Here is a 22,522-nt window from a genome sequence, read left to right on the forward strand (position 1 = left end):
CGTGACTGCGACCGAACTCGCCGCGCACCCCTCTGCGGCTCCTGCTGACCCCGCACCCGTCCCTCCCCCGGGGCGGGTCCCCGTCGACTGGCGACGCGTACGCCGTCCGCTGGCCGTGGCGTGCCTGGCCCTGGCGCTCGTCGGTGCGATCGCCTCGTCGCTCGGCAGCGTGGTCGCCGGGCGGCTGGCCGAGACCCCCTCGTCGACCCTCGTGGGCCTGCTCGCGCTGTGCGTGGTGGGCGGCTCCTTCGTCGACACCGCCGCCCGCACGATGTGGGCGGCCGTGATCGACCGTGCCGAGGGCAGGTTGCGCGCCGACCTCATCGACGCCGCCATGGCCCGGCCGCTGTCGGAGCTCTCCGAGCAGGCCGTCGGCGAGGTCCTCGACCGCATCGACGACGACACGTGGGAGGTCGGGCAGCTGATGCGCTGGGGCGTCTGGATGGCGCTGCGGACGCTGCTCTCGGCCGGACCGCTGTGGGTCGTCGCCAGCGTCACCTGGTGGCCGTCGGTGTTCCTGTTCCCGCTGTGCGCGGTGCTCGTGTGGTGGTTCATCCGCCGCCTGCTCCCCCAGATCGCGGAGCGCAAGGTCCTGGAGGAGGCGGCGTGGACCGACCACGCGGCCTCGACCGAGGAGGGCGTCGCGGCGCGCGACGACGTCCGCACCTCGCTCGGCCGGCCCCACGTGCTGCGACGCAACGCCGAGCTGGCCGCGGAGATCCACCGGCGGCTGCGTGCGGTGCTCGCGGTCGAGGTGAGCGTCACCCGCCGCAGCGGCGCCCTGCTGCACGGCGTGCTGGCCGCGACCGGCCTCCTGGGCGTCGCGCTGGTCCTGCACGGCGACCTGTCGACCGCGCGGCTGGTCACGCTCTTCCTCGTCACCACGATGTTCGTGGGCCAGGTCGACATGCTCGCCCGCCACCTCCCCGACCTCCAGGAGGGCATGGGCGCCGTCCTGCGCCTGCGGGGCATGCTGGCCGTCCCGGCCGAGCCGGTGGGCGGCGCCGCGCTCCCGCCGGGATCGCTCGCCGTGGAGCTGCGCGGCCTCGACTTCTCCTACGGCACCGGCACGTTCGCGCTGCGTGACGTCGACCTGACCGTCCCCGCCGGCCACACGTGCGCGCTGGTCGGCCGCACCGGCTCGGGCAAGTCCACCCTCGCCTCGCTCCTCTCGCGCGCCGTGGAGCCGCCGCGCGGCTCGGTGTTCCTCGGCGGCACCGACGTCCGCGACCTCGACCTGCAGCTGCTCCGCGGCGCGGTGGGGGTCGTCACCCAGCGCACCGAGGTCCTCGCCGGCAGCCTCGCCGACAACATCACGCTCTTCGGCGACGCACCGCGCGAGCAGGTGGTCGCCGCCGTGGAGGAGCTCGGGCTCACCGACTGGATCGCCGGGCTGCCCGACGGGCTCGACACCCTCCTCGGCCCCGGCGGCACGAGCCTGTCCGCCGGCGAGGAGCAGCTCGTCGCCTTCGCGCGGCTGCTCGTGCGCGACGTGCGCGTCGTCGTGCTCGACGAGGCGACCGCCCGCATGGACCCCGTCACCGAGGCGCGGGTGGTCCGCGCCGCCGACCGACTGATCTCCGGACGCACCGGCATCCTCGTCGCGCACCGCCTCTCCACGACCGAGCGCGCCGAGCAGGTGGCCGTGCTGGAGTCGGGCCGGGTCGTGCAGCAGGGCCCGCGCAGCCGGCTCGCCGCCGTCGACGGTCCCTTCCGCGACCTCCTCGAGGCCGCCGCGCACGAGGTCGTCGTCGAGGAGCACCACCACGACGACGCGGCGATCGGCTCGGTGCGCCGGAGCACCACCCCGCCCCCACCGCCGCACGTCGAGCCCCCGCTCGGGCTGCTGCGCCAGGTGTGGCACTGCATCAGGCTCAAGCCGGAGTGGGGGATCCTCGGGGCCGCGCTGTTCCTCGCCGCGTCCGTCACCGGCGCCTACGGCGCGGTCACCGGCTTCGTGTGGGGCCACGTGGTCACCTCGCTGCAGGACGGCGAGGTCTCGCGCCTCCTGCTCGTCGCGCTGGTGGCGTCGCTGATGGTCGGCCCCCTCCTGCTGTCCCAGGCCTTCTGGACCTATCCGCACTGGTGGGTGGAGGTCCGCATGCGGGTGCGTGCCGCCGTCCTGGGAGGCCAGACCGCCCAGCACCGGCTCGTCCGCACCCCGCCCGGTGAGGTCGTCGCCCGGGCGATGGACGCCGACCGCATCGCCCGCTACACCGACCGCTGGGTCGACTTCGTCAACGGCCTCCTGGTCGCGGGCCTGACCGCCCTCATCGCCGGCACGTGGCTGGCCGGCGCGATCCTGCTGGCCGTGATGACGGCCTCCGCGCTGGCCTCGTCGCTCGGCCGGCGCGTCGCCGGCCGGTCGGCGGCCGCGGCGTCCACGGCCCGCGCGGGCTTCGGGCAGGCGCTCGTGTCCACCCTCGAGTCCATCCGCACCGTGAAGCTCGCGGCCGCGACGCCGCACCTGCACCGGCACCTGCGCGAGGTCGACGGCGGGCGGGTCGACGCTGCGGTGCGCGAGCACCGCGTGCAGACCCTGCTCGACGGCGTACCGGTCGTCATGGTCCAGTGCGGCGTCGTCGCGGCCTGGGCCGGCCTACTGTCGGGCCGCTGGGGGCTGGCCACCGCGCTCCTCGTGGCCAACGCCGTGAGCGGCTTCGACTGGTTCGGGCGCGTGGCCGGCTCCGTGGTCACCGAGGCGCCCGGCACCCGGGCGTGGATGCACGCCACGAGCGCGCTCGCCGGCGGCGGCGACCTCATGGTGCTCCCCGGCGGGATGGACCTCTCCGCGGGCACCGCCGACGCGCCGCCCGCCGAGGAGCGCGAGCCGCTGCGCACGCTCACCCTCCGCGACGTGTCGGCCGTCCACGACGACGGGACCCTCGGGGTCCAGGACGTCGACCTCGAGGTGCGAGCCGGCGAGCTCGTGCTGCTGCTCGGCCAGGTCGGCTCGGGCAAGTCCAGTCTGCTCGGGGCGCTGGCCGGGCTGGTGAGCAGCACCGGCGACATCCTCTGGAACGGTCGCGTGGTGGACGACCCGCAGGCCACCCTGCGACCGGGCCGTGTCGCCCACGTGGCGCAGGTCCCCCGCGTCCTCTCCGGCACGTTCCGCGACAACGTCGCCCTGGACCACCCGGAGCGCTCGGTCGTGCCCGCGCTCGAGGCGGCCCGGATGGGGCGCGACGTCGCCGAGGCCGGAGGACCCGACTCGCTCGTCGGGCACCGGGGCGTGCGCCTCTCCGGCGGTCAGGTGCAGCGTCTCGCCCTCGCCCGGGCCCTGGCGACCGAGGCCGACGTGCTGCTCGCCGACGACGTGTCCTCCGCGCTCGACGCCGCCACGGAGGTCGAGCTGTGGCGCGCGCTGCGCGAGCGCGGCGCCGCAGTCGTCGGGGCGACCAGCAAGGCGGCCGCCCTCGCCCAGGCCGACCGCGTCGTGGTCCTCGACTCCGGCCGCGTCGTCGACGACGGTCCGTGGCGCGACCTCTCCGCGCGGTGGGGCCACCTGGCCGGCTGACCCCGCGCCCGCTGCCGCCCGGCCCGACGCTGGCCCGACGCTGGCCCGGGTCTCGCCCGGGTCGCCCTCCACAGGCCGCGCGCCGCCCCGCGCCCGGGTTGTGCCCGCATGGTTGGGTGGGGCCATGCGTGTCGTCGTCGCCGGTGCCTCGGGTTTCCTCGGCACCCACCTGTCCGAGCACCTGCGGGTGCACGGGCACGAGGTGACCGCGCTCGTGCGCAGCGAGCCCGCGTCGGCCCACGAGTCGCGGTGGGACCCGGCCACCGGCCGCATCGACGAGGCCGTGATCGCGCGCGCCGACGCGGTCGTCAACCTCGCCGGCGCCACCATCGCCCGCAACCCGCACTCGAAGGCCTGGGCGACGGAGGTCATGGACTCGCGGGTCTCGACCACGCGGCTCCTCGCCACGGCCATCGCCGCCACGGACCGGCCCGCGGCGTTCCTGGCCGGTAACGGCATCGCCTGGTACGGCGACCACGGCCGCGCCCCGGTGACCGAGGACTCGGAGAGTCGCGGCGACGCGTTCCTCACCCGGGTGGCCCGCGAGTGGTCGGCCGCCGCCGACCCGGCCCGCGAGGCCGGGGCCCGGGTCTGCGTGCTCCGCACCGCGCCCGTGATGGACCGGACCTCGCCGCCGCTCAAGCAGCTGCGGCTGCTCTTCCGTGCCGGTGGCGGTGCGCGTCTCGGCTCGGGCGAGCAGCACATGCCGATGATCTCCCTGCGCGACTGGGTCGGCGCGGTGAGCTACCTCATCGAGTCGCGCGACGTGGCGGGGGCCTTCAACCTCTGCTGCCCACGCACCCCCACCAACGCCGAGTTCACCCGGGCCCTCGCCGACGCCCTGCACCGCAAGGCGTTCCTCGCCGTACCGGCGGCCGTCATGAAGGTAGCGGCGGGCGAGCTCGCTCCGGAGGTGCTCGGGTCGGTCAACGCCCGCCCGGCCGCGCTGGAGCGCGCCGGCTATGACTTCGAGGACGAGGACGTCCGCGAGGTGCTGGCCGCCGCGCTGTCCTGATCCCGCGCCTCGACCACCACCCACTCCCCCGCCGCCTCGCGCCGCAGCACCACCCGGCGCGTGGACGCCCGGTCGGTGGGCAGCACCACGGGCACGGCTCCGCCCACGGCGGTGCCGCCCACGATGCGATCGGTGACCACCAGCACCAGCCGCCCCGGCGTACGCGCCGCGACCCGGAGGGCGAGCACCTGCGCCGCGAGCCCCTCGACCCGCAGCCCGCGCTCCCGGTAGCGGCGCAGCAGCCGGACGTCCGCCGCCCCCGCGCTCGAGCCCGAGACGTACAGCCGCCTCAACGCCGCCTCGTCCCCCGCGGCCCACGCCTCGGAGCGGCGCGCGTCCCAGGCGGCAAGCACGGCGGCCGGTCCGCGCCGGGCGGTCGACGTACCGGGCTGCGTGTCGTGCCCGCGACCCTCGGTGCGCTCCGGCGGCGCCGCGGCGCGCTCCGGCAGCGCCGGTCGGACCAGCGTCACCACGAGGGCCGCCACCACGAGCGCGCACGCGGCCGCGCCCAGCACGGGGAGAAGTCGACGCGGGTCCACCACGCCAGCGTCGCCGATCCGCCGCCGCCTCGCAGGCGTCGTCCACAGCCCCCTCCTCCCGGGGACCCGGCGGGCGTCATACGAAGCCGCACGTATAGGTGCCGGTTTGCATGACGTACGCGCCGTCCCGCGCCGAGCGTCAGACGAAGCCGTACGTATAGGTGCCGGTCCGCATGACGCAGGCGCCGCCCTCGGCCAGCGTCAGACGAAGCCATACGTATAGGCGCCGGTCCGCATGACGTACGCCGCAGCCGCCCGGCCAGCGTCATACGAAGCCGCACGTATAGGCGCCGGTCCGCATGACGTACGCCGCCGCCCCCCGCCCAGCGTCAGACGAAGCCGCACGTATAGGCGCCGGTCCGCATGACGCACGCCGCCGCCCCCGCCAGCGTCATACGAAGCCGCACGTATAGGCGCCGGCCCGCATGACGTACGCCGCCGCCCCCGCCGAGCGTCATACGAAGCCGCACGTATAGGCGCCGGTCCGCATGACGCACGCCGCCGCCCCCGCCGAGCGTCATACGAACTCGTAGGTATGGGTGCGGGTCCGCATGACGCACGCAGCCCCGCCCCCGCCTGCGTCATACGAAGCCCCAGGTATAGGTGCGGGTCCGCATGACGTACGCCGCGCCGCCCTGCCCACGTCATACGAACCCGCACCTATACGTGCCGGTTCGTATGACGCAGGCAGCCCCCAGTACGCGAGCGCCCAGCACGCAAGCGCCCCAGCGGGCACCCGCCGCCCGCCGCGAGAGCCGTCCGACCCACCTCGACGACCCGCGGCGTAGGCTCGCGCCATGACGCTGGACTACCAGGTCGCCGGACTCGGCGACGCCGCCGTCGACTACCTCGCCGCCTGGGACCTCCAGCGGCGCGTGCACGAGGAGGTCGTTGCCGGCGACCGCGGCGACACGGTGCTGCTCCTCGAGCACCCGCCGGTGTTCACGGCCGGCAAGCGCACCGACCCGCACGAGCGGCCCCTCGACCCCGGCGGCGCGGCCGTCATCGACGTCGACCGCGGCGGCAAGATCACCTTTCACGGACCCGGCCAGCTCGTCGGCTACCCGATCGTGGCGCTGCCCGACCACGTGAAGGTCGTCGACTACGTCCGTCGCGTCGAGGAGGCGCTGATCGCCGTGTGCGCCGACCTCGGCGTGACCACCGCCCGCGTGCCGGGCCGCAGCGGCGTGTGGCTGCGCGCCGACGACCGCGGGCCCGAGCGCAAGATCGCCGCCATCGGGATCCGGGTCAGCAGGGGGGTCACGATGCACGGCTTCGCCCTCAACTGCGACGTCGACCTCGGCTGGTACGACCGCTTCGTGCCGTGCGGGATCGCCGACGCGGGGGTCACCTCGCTGTCCGCCGAGCTGGGACGCGACGTCACCGTCGCCGACGTGCTGCCGAGCGTGCGGCGGCACCTGTCGGCGTACCTCTCGTGGCTGCCCTACGACGCCACCCCGGACTACGAGCCGCGCCCCGAACCCGCTCGCGGACCGCGCATCGAGCTCGTCCGACCATGAGTTGGGGGCGCCGACACGCCGTCGTAGAGTGAGCGGTGTGACGACCGCTCCCGCACCTGAAGGACGCAAGCTCCTCCGACTGGAGATCCGCAACGCGGAGACCCCGATCGAGCGCAAGCCGGAGTGGATCAAGACCCGCGCCAAGATGGGTCCGGAGTACACCTCCCTGCAGAACCTGGTGAAGTCCGAGGGCCTGCACACGGTGTGCCAGGAGGCGGGGTGCCCCAACATCTTCGAGTGCTGGGAGGACCGCGAGGCGACGTTCCTCATCGGCGGCGACCAGTGCACCCGCCGGTGCGACTTCTGTCAGATCGACACCGGCAAGCCGCAGCCGCTCGACCGCGACGAGCCGCGCCGCGTGGCGGAGTCGGTGCAGAAGATGCAGCTCAAGTACGCCACCATCACCGGTGTCGCGCGCGACGACCTGCCCGACGGCGGCGCGTGGCTCTACGCCGAGACGGTGCGCGCCATCCACGAGCTCAACCCGGACACCGGCGTCGAGAACCTGATCCCCGACTTCAACGGCAAGCCGGACCTCCTCCAGGTGGTCTTCGAGTCGCGTCCCGAGGTGCTGGCCCACAACGTCGAGACCGTGCCGCGCATCTTCAAGCGGATCCGCCCGGCGTTCCGCTACGACCGCTCGCTCGACGTCATCACCCAGGCCCGCGACTTCGGGCTGGTGACCAAGTCGAACCTGATCCTCGGCATGGGCGAGACCCGCGAGGAGGTCAGCCAGGCGCTGCGTGACCTGCACGCGGCGGGCTGCGAGCTGATCACCATCACGCAGTACCTCCGCCCCTCGCCGCGGCACCACCCCGTCGAGCGCTGGGTGAAGCCCGAGGAGTTCGTCGAGCTCAAGGCAGAGGCCGACGAGATCGGCTTCGCCGGCGCCCTGTCGGGCCCGCTGGTCCGCTCGTCCTACCGCGCCGGCCGGCTGTACGGTCAGGCCATGGACGCGCGCGCCGCCGCCGCCGCCGTCTGATCCCCACCACCGCCACCTCTAGCCGGACAAGGCCTCACGATGTCGACCCCCGCCTCCACGCCCAGCTCCCGCCGCGGGCAGATCACGCAGACCTACCAGATGGCCAAGCGGAGCGATCCGCGCATCGGCCTGATCGTCCTGGGCGTCTTCGTGGTGGGCGCAGCGCTCGGCTTCGGCCTGATGTGGGTGCTGCCGGGCGACGGTGTCCTCAGCTGGGTCATCTCGGTCGTCGGCGCGCTCCTCATCGGCGCCCTGTGCGCCCTGCTCGTCTTCGGTCGCCGCGCCCAGCGGGCGGCGTACACGCAGATGGAGGGCCAGCCCGCGGCGGCCGCCGGCGCCCTGCAGATGCTGCGCCGCGGGTGGAAGGTCGACCCGGTCGTCGGGTTCACCAAGCAGCAGGACGTCGTGCACCGCGTCGTCGGCCCGCCCGGCATCGTCCTCGTCGGCGAGGGCTCCAGCCCGAACCGCGTCAAGCAGCTGCTCTCCACCGAGCGCCGCAAGCACGAGCGCGTCGCCTACGAGGTGCCGATCCACGAGGTCGTCTGCGGCCGCGGTGAGGGCGAGGTGCCGCTGCCCAAGCTCGTGCGTCACGTCCAGAAGCTCGGCCGCAACGTGAAGCCGGCAGAGATGACCGACATCCTCCAGCGGCTCAAGGCCCTCGACGCGCAGCGCGGCAAGCTGCCGCTGCCGAAGGGGCCGATCCCGACGTCGATGAAGGGCATGCGCTCCCAGCAGCGCGGCCGCTGACCGCTCCCCCGGCCTCCGTCGGCCCGCGCGGCTACAGCGTCACGGTCCGCGTGCCTGCGGCCAGGTCGTGCATGCCCCGGCCGTCGAAGGTCAGCAGGGGCGGGACGAGCAGCCCGACGAGCGTGGAGCGTACGAGCGCGCGCAACAGCGTCACCGGCTCCGCCGAGCCGTCGTGGCGCACGACCCGCAGCCGTGTGGCGAGCTTGCCGAAGGAGCCGCCCGCCAGCGCGGTGAACAGCGCCGACTCGAGCACGAACAGCACGAGCGTGCCGAGGCCGTTCGGGTTGCCGGCGAGCACGCCGACCGCGACGAGACCCTCGACGACGGCGAGGCACGTGATCCAGTCGACGCCCAGCGCCAGGATGCGCCGTCCCCAGGTCGCGGTCCGCTCCGGTGTTACAGCCCCTGTCACGACTCCACCCTAGGAGGCGGGTCCCCGGTGCCCGGCGGCCGGTCACCCGTAACACGGTCGAAACAAACGGGATACGGTGCAGAAACTGCTTCCCTCTAGCGTGGCGGCACGGTGCAACGAGGCTCCGCTCCCGAACGCTGCAACTCGACGTGCGCTGCGCGCCGTCAAGGAGGAACCCGAATGTTCAACAACTCCGATGAGCTCCTGAGGTTCATCAAGGACGAGGGCGTCGAGATGGTCGACGTCCGCTTCTGCGACCTGCCCGGCGTGATGCAGCACTTCACCGTTCCGGCGAGCGCGTTCGACCAGAGCGTCTTCGACGACGGCCTCGGCTTCGACGGCTCCTCGATCCGCGGCTTCCAGGCCATCAACGAGTCCGACATGTCGCTGTTCCCCGACCCGACGACGGCGTACCTCGACCCCTTCCGCCGGTCCAAGACGCTCAACGTCAACTTCTTCATCCACGACCCGATCACCGGCGAGGCCTACAGCCGCGACCCGCGCAACATCGCGCGCAAGGCGCTGGCCTACCTCGACTCGACCGGCATCGCGGACACCGCGTACTTCGCCCCCGAGGCCGAGTTCTACATCTTCGACAACGTCCGCTACAGCACCGGCGTCAACGAGGGCTACTACCACATCGACTCCGTCGAGGGCTGGTGGAACTCCGGCAAGGACGACGGCGACAACAAGGGCTACAAGACCCGGCTCAAGGGCGGCTACTTCCCCGTCGAGCCCTACGACCACTACAGCGACCTGCGCGCCGACATGGTGAAGAACCTCGAGGCCTGCGGTCTCAAGGTCGAGCGCGCGCACCACGAGGTGGGCACCGCCGGCCAGGCAGAGATCAACTACCGGTTCGACACGCTGCTCAAGGCCGCGGACGACGTGATGAAGTTCAAGTACCTCATCAAGAACACCGCGTGGGAGCAGGGCAAGTCGGTCACCTTCATGCCCAAGCCGATCTTCGGCGACAACGGCTCGGGCATGCACGTGCACCAGTCGCTGTGGAAGGACGGCGAGCCGCTGTTCTTCGACGAGACCGGGTACGCCGGCCTGTCGGACGTCGCGCGCTGGTACATCGGCGGCATCCTGGCGCACGCCCCGTCGCTGCTGGCCTTCACCAACCCGACGGTGAACTCCTACCACCGACTGGTGCCGGGCTTCGAGGCCCCGATCTCGCTGGTCTACTCCTCGCGCAACCGCTCGGCCTCGGTCCGCATCCCGATCACGGGCGCGAACCCGAAGGCCAAGCGTGTCGAGACCCGCTTCCCCGACCCGTCGGCCAACCCCTACCTCGCCTTCTCGGCGCTGATGCTCGCCGGCCTCGACGGCGTCCAGAACAAGACCGAGCCGGCCGCGCCCGTCGACAAGGACATCTACGAGCTGCCGCCGGACGAGATGGCAGACATCGAGCAGGTGCCGACCAGCCTCGGAGCGGTCCTCGACGCGCTCGAGGCGGACCACGAGTACCTCACCGCCGGCGGCGTCTTCACCGACGACCTGATCGAGACCTGGATCCACTTCAAGCGGACGCAGGAGATCGCGCCGGTCCAGCTGCGGCCGCACCCGCACGAGTTCGAGCTGTACTACGACATCTGATCCCGCGTGGCCTGACGGTCGCGTGAAAGCGCTTGGAACGGCCCCTGACCTGCGAAGACACCTCTCAACGTCTTCCAGCGTCAGGGGTCGTTCTTCGTTGGTGTGTGGCCCGGTGCGGTCCACGGGGGCGCCGCTCCCAGACGGTGCGAGGTACGCGATACCACAGACAACGGCGCAGCTTTTCGCCCACTATGACGCGACCCGGTGCCCGCCAAGACTGCTGCCGGCGCTCGCCTTTACCCAACTAGCGCACCCAGGCACTCGCACGCACCTGCGCCGCCTTGCGTTCTCGTCGCCTGTCCGGCTTGGGGCTAGCCATCACCCAGTTGTTGGCGACGATCACCACCTCGGAGACCGCAGTTGATACGGGAGGAGTTCCAAAGGTCACGTCCGTTTTCCTAGCGGCGCCCCACACCGCGAGGAGGTGGTCCACTCGTTGCTGAAGTTCAACTGCCACCGATGGCCATTTCCCCGTGAGTTTCGACATGAGATCAATACTGCGAGCCAGGACTTCCTGCACCGCCTCAGAATCGCCGGTAGTGCCGTTCCTGACCTTGGCAGGCAGCAGGACAGACGACACGATTAGCGCGGAGGCTGAGTCCCGGACGTTCGCGCGGACCTGCGACAGGCGCTCATGGCGGATAGTTAGCACAACAGCGAAGGCCGTGAACAAGCCCCCAATGATTCCACCCAGTATTCCGTCGAGCGCTGTTCCCCACCACCAAGCGCCGTCGTTGAGATGTCCACCTGTCCACTCCTCTGTCATGCACCGCACGGTAGCGCTCGTCCCGTCCGCGGCTGCGCCACGGCCGTCCCCTTCCTCGCCGTCAACGCCGCATCGCCGAGCGCTACGCCCCGTGCCCGCGGACCCTCGACCGCCACGGACGCAGACGCTCGCGCGGGGCGCACGCAGAAATCCCAGGACGGGCGCGTCACCGAAACGTCTAACAACGCAAGGGCGCCCGACCAAGTTCACCGGGCACTCAGCGAGTAATGGCTTGCACCTGTGCAACTACTCCAAGCGGAGCGCTGGACTGAACAACTCCATCGACCAGTCGGCGTCGCCACCGCTACGACGAGCCCGTACTTGCCCGACCAGGCCGTGAGGTTCGCGGACATTCTGAGCGACACCGGACAAGGTTGACCTGGCGCGCTGGACGGCGCGAGAAGGCGTTGGCCACCTTGATGAAGCTGCCGCATACACCGCGCTGGAGTTGGCCACGAGTCGACTCACATCATCGTCGGTCGGCAGCTGGACAGATCCATTCCGAAACGGCGCCAACACTGAGATTGGGGAAGCGGAGAGTAACTGGCTCCAGACTGCAGGAAGGTCCGCCTCGCCCGATCCATGGTGCGGCACTTTGAACAGGCTTGCCGATGCGCTGGGACGATGCGACGCGATCACTGCCTGCCAGCCGCAGCCAGCTGGCCCCGTTTCCAGGTCAGCGCCCAGCAACGCGGATTCGCGACCAAACTCAACCCAGAGGGCCACTGAGAAATCATTAGGGTCAGCTGCTGCAAGGCGGCGACGATCTCCGGCCTTTGCGAGCCCCGATGCCAAGTATGACCGGGACCTGGCGATGGCCACATCGGAAGGAGACAGAGCGACGACACGAGCGGGCGCCAAGGTCGCGGTGCTTGGGCGCTCCCAGAGAACACGTTGCTCTATGGCGTGCAGCCACGAACCACGTCCGCTCGCGTCTAAACCACGGCCGAGCACTTGGCTAACAAGCGACCGATATTCTTCCCGCACTGTCTTCCGCATTTGCGACTCTATGTCCTCGTCCGCCTCGACGGAAGCAAGGAACTCTTCAGAGGTCAGTGCAGGGGAGGAAACAAACTTGGCGGAGCTTGACGCTTCGAACAACGAACTGATGCCGGCGACGTGGTCGTCGTGGGCGTGAGTGCCTACAACCAAGCGCACTTGTTGCGCCGCGTCCACGCCGATGTCTTCGAAGTAGCGAAGAACGGGATGAATCTTCGTCTTCTGCTCGACACACGAGTCGACGGTGATCCAGTCGCCCCCACCAAGGTGCACCGCGAGGGCTTCCCCCTTGCCTGGACCAAAGATCGACACCTCAAAGGTGTCGGCCCCCGGCGGCGCGTTGCGCGCGACCTTGCGCCGAGTCATCAGTGCGTGAAGCGACCGAGGATGTCGGCCATCTCTTGTGCGCGGGCGCGCTGATCGTCAACTTCCTCTTTCATCCAAGCGCCCAGCCGCCGGAGGCGTATCCCTGAGGTTCGAGAGGGGTAACCGTGAGCTCCACGCACTTCACGCACAGTCACGTAGACGACGTCGCCGGCGATCGCTGGTGCGTCCGCACCTAGCTGCGACTGCTGAAAGTCCGCAACCAGACTCAAGTCTGATGTGTCTTCGTCGAGAGGTACCAGTTCAGCCGTGAACATGTCTGCGTCGGATGACAGGACGCGGCCCTCCCACTTCTGCATGCCCGAAACACGGATGGCATCTGGCACTGCCGGGCGATCCGAACTTAGGATTCGGCCAACCCGCTCAACGCGTTGCGCCGCCACGTCAGCTTGCTGCTTGACCGACGAAAGAAAACGAAGAGCCTCGTTCTGATCCGCCGCCGAGCTAGCAGGCATTTGTCCCGCCGCATCAGTGTCTCGTCTGACCTGTTTGAGCAGCTCGGAACGCCAGCGGACCGCGTCCTGCCACCCAGTGAAGTTCTTCGTGTCATTTTCACGCGACGCTGTTCTAGTGCTCACGGGATGCGCCCTAGAGATTCGATGGCGCCCGCCATCTCGTCGGCGGCAGTCATCGACTGGGACCAAGACTCGCTTAGGACCTGCAAAGCCACCTCCAATTTTCCGCTGGTTGCAGTCACGTCGGTATCTTCATCGTAGGCGGTTACCCGGTCGACAGGGGGGCTGTCGTGGACCGACAGATCGTAGTGGTCGTTGTGTGACACGTAGACCGCGTTGGGGACGCGAAGCGAGGGCTCGACGGTCACCTGAATGTGTCCGCCGTATTGGTTTTGACGACTCCCCCACATGGTGACTCCTCGAAGTCCCGCTAAGGGAAGCGTTGGGTTCCAAATGTCTTTAGGGGTGATCCTGTCACCTATACGGTCAAGGGCTTCTCGGTCAGGAACCCGGATGTGAATGTCTCGATTCAAGCCCAGAACGGCCACAGGGGTGTGACGCAAGGTCCGTAGAACGCCAGCTACGAGGTCACGCAACCGCTCGAACTCGTCTTGGTCGCGGGTGTTCACCTGGAAGGTGTCGCTGGACGAATGCACATTGGCCCAGCCCATGCGGAACACAGTGAGGTTCGGACTGATGATTTCGATAGCAGAGTCCTCGAACTCGGCCGATCCAATGAGTTCCTCGTCGAGGAACCATCGCGGAGAGAAAATCGCAGGGTTGAAGTTGCCTCGTACGACTACAGAAGCACCGTCGATCGCGACGTCACGAGCAGCCATCACACGTCCTTCGTAGCGGACCGGTCGATAGCACCCTAGTGCGCCCAGGGCCGACACGTGTCGCTCTGGTGCTTCTCCACGGGAAGATGTTCGCAGTCGACCGCAGGACCGTCCAAGCGCCCGGCGCAACCGGTAGACATCAAACTGCCAGCCACGGCCAACACATCCGAATCCGAGGTTGATGCCCCCGGTCGGCAGTGGACATGGGTGGCGCGCGGGGGCCCTCGACACCGCCGATGGCGCCCCGTCTGGCCGCACAGTGCTGGTCTTATCGCCGCATCGTCGCGTCAGGCGAGTCCGAGTTCACTTCGTGTCCTCCAACCGAGTGCAGACCGCACGCGAGGAACCTTCCTCTGGAGGCATGGGTGCGCAGAGAAGCCCCCGCGGGACTCCGAGGATGAGTCCAGATCGACGGCTCCCCAAAGAAGGTCAACAACTCGCCGTGCGCGGACGCCGCTCATCTGTACGACACGTATGACTCCTGAGTCTTTGCGCTCGAGCACGCTCGGGCGGCGGAAGTCGTCTAACGCAACCGACAGGAAACCTGCGAATTGAGCCATGATGACGGGGGACCCACAGAGGCTCAGCACCGGACCGTACTTTCCGCGAGCGAGCCCGACCGTGCCGTCACCATCGATCATGCCTCGCCAGAAATCGGGGCTGGCGACGAGAACATCACTGGCAGGTACGCCAGCAAGCGTCTTCCGCGGCACCACGCCGTGCCGAACAAGATCGTCGACAATGCGGCGGCTACTCACCTGTCCTCGCACCGCGGGGTGCGTCCGGCTGGCGCTAACGGGTTGTGACTGCAATGGCTTGTTGGAGCTCCCCAAAAAGTTCAACCATGCTTCGACGTGTCCACGATCTCGCTCCTGTAGTGCGAGGGTGACGCGGCCGGTGTCGTAGACACATCCGTCCGCCATCAAGAACCCAGCCCAATAGGCCGCGGCCGAGCTCAAGGGGTCGCTGAAGGCGTCGTGCCGTACTGCAAACGCGCGTGCAGCCCATCCTGGCTCGCGGCGGGCAACCGTCTTGAGCCTGGACAGGACTGCGGTGTCGGTTACACCTATTGCAGCGGCAATCTGACCAGACGACTCACCGTTCCGGTAACGCTCAGACAACTCCTCAGTTCGCGCGGCAAGTTTCCCGCTGGGTCGAAGCGCGACGCCGGCAGCATGAAGTTTGCCCTGGACCCAAGAATCGGAGGCGCCGATGGCTCGGGCGATCTGACCTGTGGACTCACCGGATATATAGCGTCGAACAACCTGGTCGCCAAGTTCCGCCGGATACGTCGGCCGGGCTCGATTCCGGCTCACCTCGACCCCCAACTTTCGACGCGCGTGCTGCACCGTCTTGTAAGACACGTCGAGGCGTGAGGCGATCGCCGTCATAGGTTGTCCTGCGGCCAATGAGGACGCGATCTCCTCGAGGTCAGCTTCAGACAGTGCGCGACGATTCGCCATGTCTGCAATCTAGGAGCCAGCACCGACATCGGGGTCCGCTGCAACATCAAGGCCCCGGCGGGCTCGGCGCTACACGTGCGACATTGCGCCGCGTACCGTCCGGGGCGCGACATTGCGCCGCTTACCGTCCGGGGCGCGACATTGCGCCGCTTGGTGGCGTCCGCTCGAGCATTGCTCACGCCGAGATGCGGAGGACAGTTAATCGGGGCGCTCCTGGTGCTCGTTTTCATGCCGCAATAGACGCAGTTGTCAGGTGTCGGGATGAGCTAAGCGTCCGACCCGGAGGTCTCGGCGGGCTTGGACACCACTCCTTCAGCGCTCATCGATACAGTCCCCAAGACCCCCTGCAGGGTCGCCTCGACGGCCGCATCCTGCTCGGAGCGATCGAAGTGCCACATCGCGACGTCGTGCACGATGTTCACGCCGATTCCAAGCACGCCTCCGAGCAACAGGCTGGCCCAGGTTGACTCGAGTTCGAACGAACCGATCGCGGCCACAGCCGCGATCGCGGCCCCTGCGAACCCACCTCCCCAAAGCCGCCGCGAGCGCTTGTTCCTAATGGCGTCTGCGTCGGGTTCGTACTGCTGCAATAGCACTGTCACTCGCGCGCGGATCCGCTGCCGTGCGTCCTCATGCTCGGGCGCATCGAGCAACTTGATGAGCTCGAGGTCTTCCCGGATAGCGCGCCGCTTTGCTCCTCGCCTGCCACCGTCCTTGAACGCGAAGACCGCCCACGACACGAGTAGTGCGCCGGCCGACCCCAGCGCGACCTTGAAGACCTCAGCCCACATGACGCCGGACCATAGTCGTGCCAAGCGACATTCGCTGAAGCACGACGACTAAATGGGCCTGGTGCACGCATCGGCGCAGCCCGACCTAGCCCATTGCGCCGCGTACCGTCCGGGGCGCGACATTGCGCCGCGTACCGTCCGGGGCGCGACATTGCGCCGCCTGTCGGGGACGCTCGCGACATCCGGATCTGGCGATGTCCAGATCATGGAGCTGCTGTGCGTACCTCTTTGCTTCGGCGGTCAGGGAACAGGGGACATCCGCACGATGGTGATGCGCTTGTGGTTGCGCGCTGACCAGCCGACGGCGGCGTGCCCGGCGGGTCCGATGGCAGCTCGGGCCTCGGCGTAGCGGCGGGTGGCGCCGGCGGGCAGCTTGATGGGTTCGGTCCACGGCTGCCCTACGGGCTTGTAGGACGCCCACAGGTGGGTTCCGCGTGCGCGGTTCCAGGTTCGGTACATGACGACGGCGTCGCCGCGGGAGTTGACGGCGAAGTGGTCGTCCGCTTCGGACGTGTGGCGCCTTCCTCGCAGTCCTTGGGCTAGGACGCATGGCTTGCGCCACTGGCGGTTGCGGTCGCTCGTGCGGGCGACGAGCTGCTCCTTGTCCCACCGCATGCTGGTCGCGCGCCCGGCACCGTCGAGGGCGGTCACGGTTCGGAGGCTGTCGGTGCTCGGTTGCGGGACGCCGCGGCTCCACCGGCCGGTGGGGGACATGGTGTAGGTCCGTCGATCGTCGAAGTTCGAGTGGACGGAGCCGTGGAGGAGGGTCACGCGGGCGTGGCCTCCTGCGCCGACGGCGAAGTCCTCGACTATGCCGTCGGGGAACCGATGGGGCCGGCTCCAGCCGGCAGTGGGAGTGCCGGTGACGAAGCGGATGTCTGCGGGGTGGGTGGCGTAGCCGACCACGACGCGGCCGCTGTCGTCGATGCCGGAGACCCAGGAGAAGGAGGCGGCGGGTGCCAGGCGTTGTGCGGGCGTCCATGCTGCGTCGGCGGCCGGCCGGTAGGACACGTAGAGACGCAGGCGGCCTTGGTAGCGGTTCCAGAGTGCTACTGCTGCACCGGATGCGTTGACGTGCAGTCGGGCGCGGTCTATCTGGCCGACGTCTGCCACGTGGGGCGTTGGTAGCCAGGTTCCTCCCGCCGGTCGGTCGGAGAGCGCGAGGTTGTAGCCCAGGGGGGCGAGCTGTCCGTTTTGCAGGAGCCGGTCTTGGAGGAACAAGGTAGTCAGGGCACCGGAGTCGTCGACACCCAAGTGGTCGTCGTAGTCGGGGAACAACGTCGACACGTGCTCGTCCGGGTCAGGCTCGCCTTGGGGTGGGCCGGGCACTGTCTGCGGGTCGCCCGGCGCCGCGGGAAGGCTCGAGGTGCGAACGATCCGGGCGTCGTCAGCCCAGTCGCGGCGTGCGAGTGTCGCGGTCCCGTTGCGGTCCACGACGAGGTCTCCCAAGGTGCCGGCCACGGGATCGACCAGTGTCCTGCGCTCGTCGATCGTCCACGCGCTCGATGGTTGGGTGCGGCATGCGCGAGGCACCGCAGGGGTCGACGCGTGTGTTGCACCCACAACCCCGGTCGCAGCCACGCGCGGCTTGGCCCCCGAGGAGGCCTTCGCCGCGTCGCCGGCCGACCACACGACGAGGGCCGCGACGACCAGGAGCGTGCCCCCGGTTCGTTGGCGGCCGCGTCGCTGTCTCGCACGCATGAATCAAGTGTGCGCGTGACGTCGGCTCGTGCCTAGACACGCGGACCCGGCGGGCTAGACACCTCCCATCGCCGCAACAAGAGTCCGGGATTGCTGCACGAATCGGTGTCATGCCGACCTAGCCCATTCCGCCGGGAACTGGGCAGGCAGTGCGATCGACAACCAGGCGACGCCCTTCACGGGCCTATCGCCTGAGCACCTCAGGGGACACAGTGAGCGGGGCACCGCACGCCGGTCTAGACGGGATGTTGGTCTCGCCGAAGGCGGGGCGAGAATGGTCCGATGCGCCGATTGGCCGCATTCACCTGTGTTCTCGCACTCTCGCTGGGAGGCTGCTCAGAGGGCAGCCCAGTCACAGCCGATCCGACGCCCTCGGTGGGACCGGAATCCAGTCGGACAGCGGCTACCGAGGGGCCGAACGCTGACGAAACGGCGGATGAGATCGAGTATCTCCTCGAGGCGTACCGGGGTACGTACCCGGGAGCGGTCGTGCTGGTGCGGGTAGGGGACGAGACACGTGTCGTCTCGGGCGGGCATGCCGTCGTCGGCGAGCCAGGCGCGGTCACCGCCCGACATCGATTCCCGGTCGGCAGCGTCACCAAGACGATGGTCGCTACCGCCGTCATCCAGCTGGTGCAGGAAGGAAAGCTCAGCCTGAGTGACTCGGTGCGGAGCTGGCTCCCAGGAATGGTTCCGCGCGGCGACCGCATCTCGGTGGAACAGCTTCTCGCCCACCGCAGTGGCCTGTACAACTTCACGGATTCACCTCGCTTCGAGTGGACGCCCGGCTGGGATCCACCCGAGCTCTTGCGCCTGGCGACGACAGAAGCACCGGTGCACGCGCCCGGCACGCAAAGCAGCTACTCCAACACCAACTACATAGTTCTCGGCCTCATCGTGGAACGCGTGACCGGCAACCGCCTTGAGGAGGTGTTGCAGGAGCGAATCTTTGCGCCGTCTGACATGCGCGACACGTCGCTGGCGAAAGCTCGCGTGACGGATCCTCCCCGCGCACATGGCTACGAGGGACGGCGGGACGTCACGCACGACGATCTGAGCTTCGCCTGGGCGGCGGGCGGCGTGGTGTCCAGCGCGCGTGACCTGGACGCATTCCTCAGCGGCCTGACGTCGGGAGAGCTCTTAGACGCGGAGGCATTCGAGGACATGGCGCGCCCTCGAGGGGAACTGCGCAACGGCGGGAACGTCGAGTACGGGCTCGGCCTAGGTCGCAGACATGTTCGCTGCGCCACGGTGATTGGTCATGGCGGCGCTGTGCCGGGCTTCCTCACCGAGGCTTGGACGAGCGAGAACGGCGAGCGCGCGGTCGTCGCGATGGTGAGCGATGCAGGGTCCTACACGGTTCTCGACGGGCTGCTGACCACTGCCTTGTGCGGCTGACTCCAAAACGGCGCGCTCTTAAGGCCGCCAACCTGTCCTGCCTCTTGTACGTACCTGTCGACGTCCGCTCGGCCGCCCCCGGCGCGAGCTCGCCCCGCGAATCGAAATCCCACATCGCGGTCAGTAGTCGACGAGCCGTGTCCTTTCGCCGCATGCCTGTCACGCCTTGTTCTCGGGTCAGCGGCGCGGCCCTAGCCTCAGGCAAGTGCCTCGTCCTCATTCGGCGGACCAGGTCGGGGCTTCCCGACTCCGCCAGGTGACACCGATGAACACTCTCCTGCCGTTCCAGCCCGATGCGATGACGCCCGCCCAGCTCGCTGCCGTCTCCTACCTCGCCCGATACTCCGGGCACACCCACACGCTGTACGCCTCCCAACTGCGGCGCTGGTTCGCCTGGTGCGAGACCAACGCCCTCGATCCGCTCGTCGGGATCCAGCGCGCCCACATCGAGCTCTACATCCGACACCTTGGACAAGCCGGGCTGATCGCATCCTCGGTCGTCACCTCGATGCACGCCGTCCGCGGCTACTTCAAGTACGCCCACATCGACGGACTTATCGTGTCGGACCCGGCCGTCTACGCGCGTCTGCCACGGGTGCACCGCGACGAATCCCGCACCCAAGGACTGGATCGCCTCGAGCTCATCCGCTTCCTCCAAGTCGCCCAGACGCTCACCGTCCACCACGGAGCGCTGGCCTTCCTCCTCGGCATCAACGCCCTACGAGCATCCGAGGCAGCCGCAGTGCGGATCGAGGACTATTCGGAAACCCTTCGCGGACATCGAGTGCTGCACCTCGTCGGGAAGGGCGACAAGCCAGCCACCATGCCGATCACCGTGCCCGTGCTGCGCGTCCTCGAGGCCTGCCGCGGCGACCGTACCGAGGGACGGCTCATCCTGCGCCCCGTCTCAGGCAACCCCATCGACCGCCGAGACGCCTACCGAATGGTCGCCCGCATCGCGAAAGCCGCGGCCATCCCACGACACATCAGCCCACACTCGCTCCGCCACGCCGCCATCACCAACGCCCTCGACGCGGGCGTCCCGCTCCGCGACGCCCAGATCCTCGCCAGGCACGCCGACCCACGAACCACCGAGCACTACGACCGCGCCCGCGGAAATCTCGACCGTCACGGCGTCCACTTCATCACCGCCTACGTCGCCGGCGTGTAAGTGAACGCAGAGCGGCTCGCGTGGGACGCCCACCCCCCGTTTCGGGATATCCCAGGCGCTGCACGTGCTGACATCAACCCGGGTCGCAATCGAGTCGAACTTCCCGAACCAGTCGGGACTGTAGCCCCAAGCCACCCGCGGCACGGCACGGTCATAGTCGCGGCATGGTCGCCCGAAGGTGGATCGATCGACGCCAAACTCACGACGCCAATGTCCGCCGATCGCGCCGGAACGTGATGTCGCCGCTCGACGGCATCCGCTGCCACACCGACCGGTCCGCTACTCCCAGGGTGACGTCTCACAAACAACGAATGGAGCTGAGATGACTACACCATCCGCACTAGGACAGCCGAACTTGCCGCTGACGCGCTGGATATCGGTGTTGGCCGCGTTAACGACGCTCATGTTTTCCCACCTGGCTGTCGTTGCCGAGGCGGCGACGGCACAGGCAGGTTGGTCGCGAACTGGCGACATGGCCACCGGCGGCATGTCCTTCCCCGCGATCGAACTGCCCAGCGGCCAGGTTCTCATGGCACCTGGCCGCACAACGGAAGTCTTCGACCCGACGACCGCCACGTTCAGCCGCGCTGGCAGCCTGACCGTGGATCGGGGCTGGGCATTCAGCGGAACCCTCCTCCACAACGGGAAGATCCTGTTCGCCGGCGGCCAAGCCGGCGACACGTCCCTCGCGAGTGCCGAGCTCTACGATCCCGTAACCGGCACATCCACGCCCACCGGGGACATGTCTGCTGCGCGGTCCTTCCATACTGCGACGCTCCTGGCCGACGGCCGCGTCCTGATCACGGGCGGACACAGATTCAACTTCCGCAACTCGGCGCTCGCGAGCGCTGAAATCTACGATCCCGCGACGAGAAGCTTCGCACCCACAGGCGACATGAACATCAGTCGGCAGGATCACACAGCGACGTTGCTCGTCGATGGACGGGTGCTGGTGGCTGGCGGCTACAACGACCTAGACGACCCGCCAGCACAGGCAACAGCAGAGCTGTTCGACCCCGACAGCGGCACATTCGCCCCCACAGCAAGCATGACCGCCGGACGCGGAAACCACACAGCGACCAAGTTGCGGAATGGCATGGTGCTGATTGCGGGAGGCCACTCCGGTCACCCCGGTGCGTCTGTGGCGAGCGCCGAGCTCTACGACCCCGCCACCGGCTTGTTTGCACCGACGGGCGACATGTCCGACTCGCGAGGCTCGCACACCGCAACGGTGCTCAGCAACGGGACCGTCCTCTTGGCAGGCGGCTTCACCGCCTTCCCGTACACGGGGTCGACACTGGCCAGTGCCGAGATTTATGAGCCGAGCACCGGGACGTTCACCTCCACCGCGAACATGCACACGGCACGAGGCAGGCACGCCGCGGCGTCCCTGCCCGGCGGTGACGTGCTGGTCGCAGGAGGCGAATCAGGCGAACGCGCCGAGGTCTACTCATCCGCCGTTTCCGACACACGAGCCCCGACCATCACCACCCCAGGTGACATGACAATTACCGCCACCGACGCGGAGGGCGCACTCGTCTCCTACGCCGCCTCAGCGACGGACAACATCGACCCCGATCCAGACCTAAGCTGCGAACCGCTATCCCAGAGCACGTTCCCGCTCGGTGTCACCACAGTCACATGCACGGCCATCGACAACTCCGGCAACCAAGCGACGGCCAGCTTCACGATCACAGTCCTGAGGCCGCTCGACATCGGAATGGAAATCAATCCCTGGAGCCTCCTGACTCCGAAAACGGGCGGCGCAATTCTCAGCGGCTCCATCACGTGCGACCGAAACACCCATGTCTACGTCTTCGGCGACCTCACGCAAACAGTCACCAGCGCACAAGTCACTGGCCCCTTCTACACCGAAATCGACTGCTCCCCACCGAGGACCTCATGGCACGCCACGGTGACGCCCACAACCCGCCGCTACGTCACCGGGGACGCGACCCTCAGCATCACGGCATACGCATGTGACCAGCAAGGCTCATGCGATCGAGAAGAGCACAATCACGCCATCCGACTAAGAAACAATTAGCCCACGTGCCGTAGAGCCGCTGACCGGAGCGTAGAGCGGAAGCAGCGATCACTGCTGCTCCCAAGAGTGGACAACTACGGACTGAGGCGCCCAAGGGACGCACCTGACCCGTGCAGTTCGCCGGGCAGGTGCGTCCTTTCGCCGCCTGGCGGCGCAGTTCGAAGATCCGGATCGGCC

General features: G+C 68.8%; 17 protein-coding genes. 9 read left to right on the forward strand and 8 right to left on the reverse strand.

Annotated elements, in window-relative coordinates; all coding sequences use genetic code 11:
* The first annotated feature begins 1 nt into the window (after window position 1).
* Both J3P32_RS16630 and J3P32_RS16635 read left to right on the forward strand, forming a co-directional pair.
* Complete coding sequence (locus J3P32_RS16630) at window positions 2-3,517, forward strand: ATP-binding cassette domain-containing protein (protein ID WP_210441269.1); 3,516 nt, start codon at window positions 2-4, stop codon at window positions 3,515-3,517.
* 124 nt (window positions 3,518-3,641) lie between these two features.
* On the forward strand, window positions 3,642-4,532 hold the full coding sequence (locus J3P32_RS16635) for a TIGR01777 family oxidoreductase (RefSeq protein ID WP_210441271.1): 891 nt from the start codon (window positions 3,642-3,644) through the stop codon (window positions 4,530-4,532).
* On the opposite strand, the gene J3P32_RS16640 is transcribed toward J3P32_RS16635, so the two are convergent.
* Window positions 4,478-5,071 (reverse strand): hypothetical protein, encoded by a 594-nt coding sequence (locus J3P32_RS16640; RefSeq protein WP_210441274.1) that lies wholly within the window; start codon window positions 5,069-5,071, stop codon window positions 4,478-4,480. The two genes, J3P32_RS16635 and J3P32_RS16640, sit on opposite strands and share 55 nt — an antisense overlap.
* 797 nt (window positions 5,072-5,868) lie before the next feature.
* Here J3P32_RS16640 and lipB point away from each other — a divergent pair.
* The 3 genes from lipB to J3P32_RS16655 are packed head-to-tail and all read left to right on the forward strand — an operon-like array spanning window position 5,869 to window position 8,320.
* Window positions 5,869-6,591 carry a lipoyl(octanoyl) transferase LipB gene (lipB, locus tag J3P32_RS16645; RefSeq protein WP_210441276.1) on the forward strand — a complete coding sequence of 241 codons (723 nt, stop codon included), beginning with the start codon at window positions 5,869-5,871 and terminating at the stop codon, window positions 6,589-6,591.
* Between the two features lie 37 nt (window positions 6,592-6,628).
* Entirely contained in the window at window positions 6,629-7,573 is a 945-nt protein-coding gene (gene lipA / locus J3P32_RS16650; RefSeq protein ID WP_210441279.1) for a lipoyl synthase, read from the forward strand.
* A gap of 39 nt (window positions 7,574-7,612) precedes the next feature.
* Window positions 7,613-8,320: a DUF4191 domain-containing protein gene (locus tag J3P32_RS16655; RefSeq protein WP_210441281.1), complete on the forward strand. Its 708-nt coding sequence runs from the start codon at window positions 7,613-7,615 to the stop codon at window positions 8,318-8,320.
* Between the two features lie 31 nt (window positions 8,321-8,351).
* On the opposite strand, the gene J3P32_RS16660 is transcribed toward J3P32_RS16655, so the two are convergent.
* Window positions 8,352-8,732: an RDD family protein gene (locus J3P32_RS16660; protein ID WP_210441283.1), complete on the reverse strand. Its 381-nt coding sequence runs from the start codon at window positions 8,730-8,732 to the stop codon at window positions 8,352-8,354.
* A gap of 180 nt (window positions 8,733-8,912) precedes the next feature.
* On the opposite strand from J3P32_RS16660, the gene glnA reads away from it, so the two are divergent.
* Window positions 8,913-10,334, forward strand: a complete 1,422-nt coding sequence (glnA, locus tag J3P32_RS16665; RefSeq protein ID WP_210441285.1) for a type I glutamate--ammonia ligase — start codon at window positions 8,913-8,915, stop codon at window positions 10,332-10,334.
* Window positions 10,335-10,578: 244 nt separating this feature from the next.
* Here glnA and J3P32_RS16670 read toward each other — a convergent pair whose 3' ends face one another.
* From J3P32_RS16670 to J3P32_RS16695, 6 genes are all read right to left on the reverse strand, one after another.
* Complete coding sequence (locus J3P32_RS16670; protein ID WP_210441287.1) at window positions 10,579-11,100, reverse strand: hypothetical protein; 522 nt, start codon at window positions 11,098-11,100, stop codon at window positions 10,579-10,581.
* A 246-nt stretch (window positions 11,101-11,346) separates the two neighbouring features.
* Window positions 11,347-12,465: a ComEC/Rec2 family competence protein gene (locus tag J3P32_RS16675; protein WP_210441289.1), complete on the reverse strand. Its 1,119-nt coding sequence runs from the start codon at window positions 12,463-12,465 to the stop codon at window positions 11,347-11,349.
* Complete coding sequence (locus J3P32_RS16680) at window positions 12,465-13,061, reverse strand: hypothetical protein (protein ID WP_210441291.1); 597 nt, start codon at window positions 13,059-13,061, stop codon at window positions 12,465-12,467. The genes J3P32_RS16675 and J3P32_RS16680 overlap by 1 nt, the downstream gene beginning before the upstream one ends.
* Window positions 13,058-13,777: a hypothetical protein gene (locus tag J3P32_RS16685; protein WP_210441294.1), complete on the reverse strand. Its 720-nt coding sequence runs from the start codon at window positions 13,775-13,777 to the stop codon at window positions 13,058-13,060. Before J3P32_RS16685 ends, J3P32_RS16680 begins: the two co-directional genes overlap by 4 nt.
* A gap of 1,729 nt (window positions 13,778-15,506) precedes the next feature.
* Complete coding sequence (locus tag J3P32_RS16690) at window positions 15,507-16,031, reverse strand: hypothetical protein (protein WP_210441296.1); 525 nt, start codon at window positions 16,029-16,031, stop codon at window positions 15,507-15,509.
* A 240-nt stretch (window positions 16,032-16,271) separates the two neighbouring features.
* On the reverse strand, window positions 16,272-17,612 hold the full coding sequence (locus tag J3P32_RS16695) for a hypothetical protein (RefSeq protein ID WP_210441298.1): 1,341 nt from the start codon (window positions 17,610-17,612) through the stop codon (window positions 16,272-16,274).
* A 402-nt stretch (window positions 17,613-18,014) separates the two neighbouring features.
* On the opposite strand from J3P32_RS16695, the gene J3P32_RS16700 reads away from it, so the two are divergent.
* From J3P32_RS16700 to J3P32_RS16710, 3 genes are all read left to right on the forward strand, one after another.
* Window positions 18,015-19,130, forward strand: coding sequence for a serine hydrolase domain-containing protein (locus tag J3P32_RS16700; protein WP_210441300.1), 1,116 nt, complete (start codon window positions 18,015-18,017; stop codon window positions 19,128-19,130).
* A gap of 298 nt (window positions 19,131-19,428) precedes the next feature.
* Window positions 19,429-20,301 (forward strand): tyrosine-type recombinase/integrase, encoded by an 873-nt coding sequence (locus tag J3P32_RS16705; RefSeq protein WP_210441302.1) that lies wholly within the window; start codon window positions 19,429-19,431, stop codon window positions 20,299-20,301.
* A gap of 355 nt (window positions 20,302-20,656) precedes the next feature.
* Entirely contained in the window at window positions 20,657-22,345 is a 1,689-nt protein-coding gene (locus tag J3P32_RS16710; protein ID WP_210441304.1) for a kelch repeat-containing protein, read from the forward strand.
* The last annotated feature ends 177 nt before the right edge of the window (window positions 22,346-22,522 follow it).

The sequence above is a fragment of the Nocardioides xinjiangensis genome, assembly GCF_017916385.1.
In the GTDB taxonomy this organism is placed as follows: domain Bacteria; phylum Actinomycetota; class Actinomycetes; order Propionibacteriales; family Nocardioidaceae; genus Nocardioides; species Nocardioides xinjiangensis.

What these genes read in the sequence shown, in the direction of transcription:
- J3P32_RS16635 (WP_210441271.1), top strand. Translation starts at nt 3,642, where the DNA reads ATGCGTGTCGTCGTCGCCGGTGCCTCGGGTTTCCTCGGCACCCACCTG.
- lipB (WP_210441276.1), top strand. Translation starts at nt 5,869, where the DNA reads ATGACGCTGGACTACCAGGTCGCCGGACTCGGCGACGCCGCCGTCGAC.
- J3P32_RS16655 (WP_210441281.1), top strand. Translation starts at nt 7,613, where the DNA reads ATGTCGACCCCCGCCTCCACGCCCAGCTCCCGCCGCGGGCAGATCACG.
- glnA (WP_210441285.1), top strand. Translation starts at nt 8,913, where the DNA reads ATGTTCAACAACTCCGATGAGCTCCTGAGGTTCATCAAGGACGAGGGC.
- J3P32_RS16670 (WP_210441287.1), bottom strand. Translation starts at nt 11,100, where the DNA reads ATGACAGAGGAGTGGACAGGTGGACATCTCAACGACGGCGCTTGGTGG.
- J3P32_RS16675 (WP_210441289.1), bottom strand. Translation starts at nt 12,465, where the DNA reads ATGACTCGGCGCAAGGTCGCGCGCAACGCGCCGCCGGGGGCCGACACC.
- J3P32_RS16685 (WP_210441294.1), bottom strand. Translation starts at nt 13,777, where the DNA reads ATGGCTGCTCGTGACGTCGCGATCGACGGTGCTTCTGTAGTCGTACGA.
- J3P32_RS16690 (WP_210441296.1), bottom strand. Translation starts at nt 16,031, where the DNA reads ATGTGGGCTGAGGTCTTCAAGGTCGCGCTGGGGTCGGCCGGCGCACTA.
- J3P32_RS16700 (WP_210441300.1), top strand. Translation starts at nt 18,015, where the DNA reads ATGCGCCGATTGGCCGCATTCACCTGTGTTCTCGCACTCTCGCTGGGA.
- J3P32_RS16705 (WP_210441302.1), top strand. Translation starts at nt 19,429, where the DNA reads ATGACGCCCGCCCAGCTCGCTGCCGTCTCCTACCTCGCCCGATACTCC.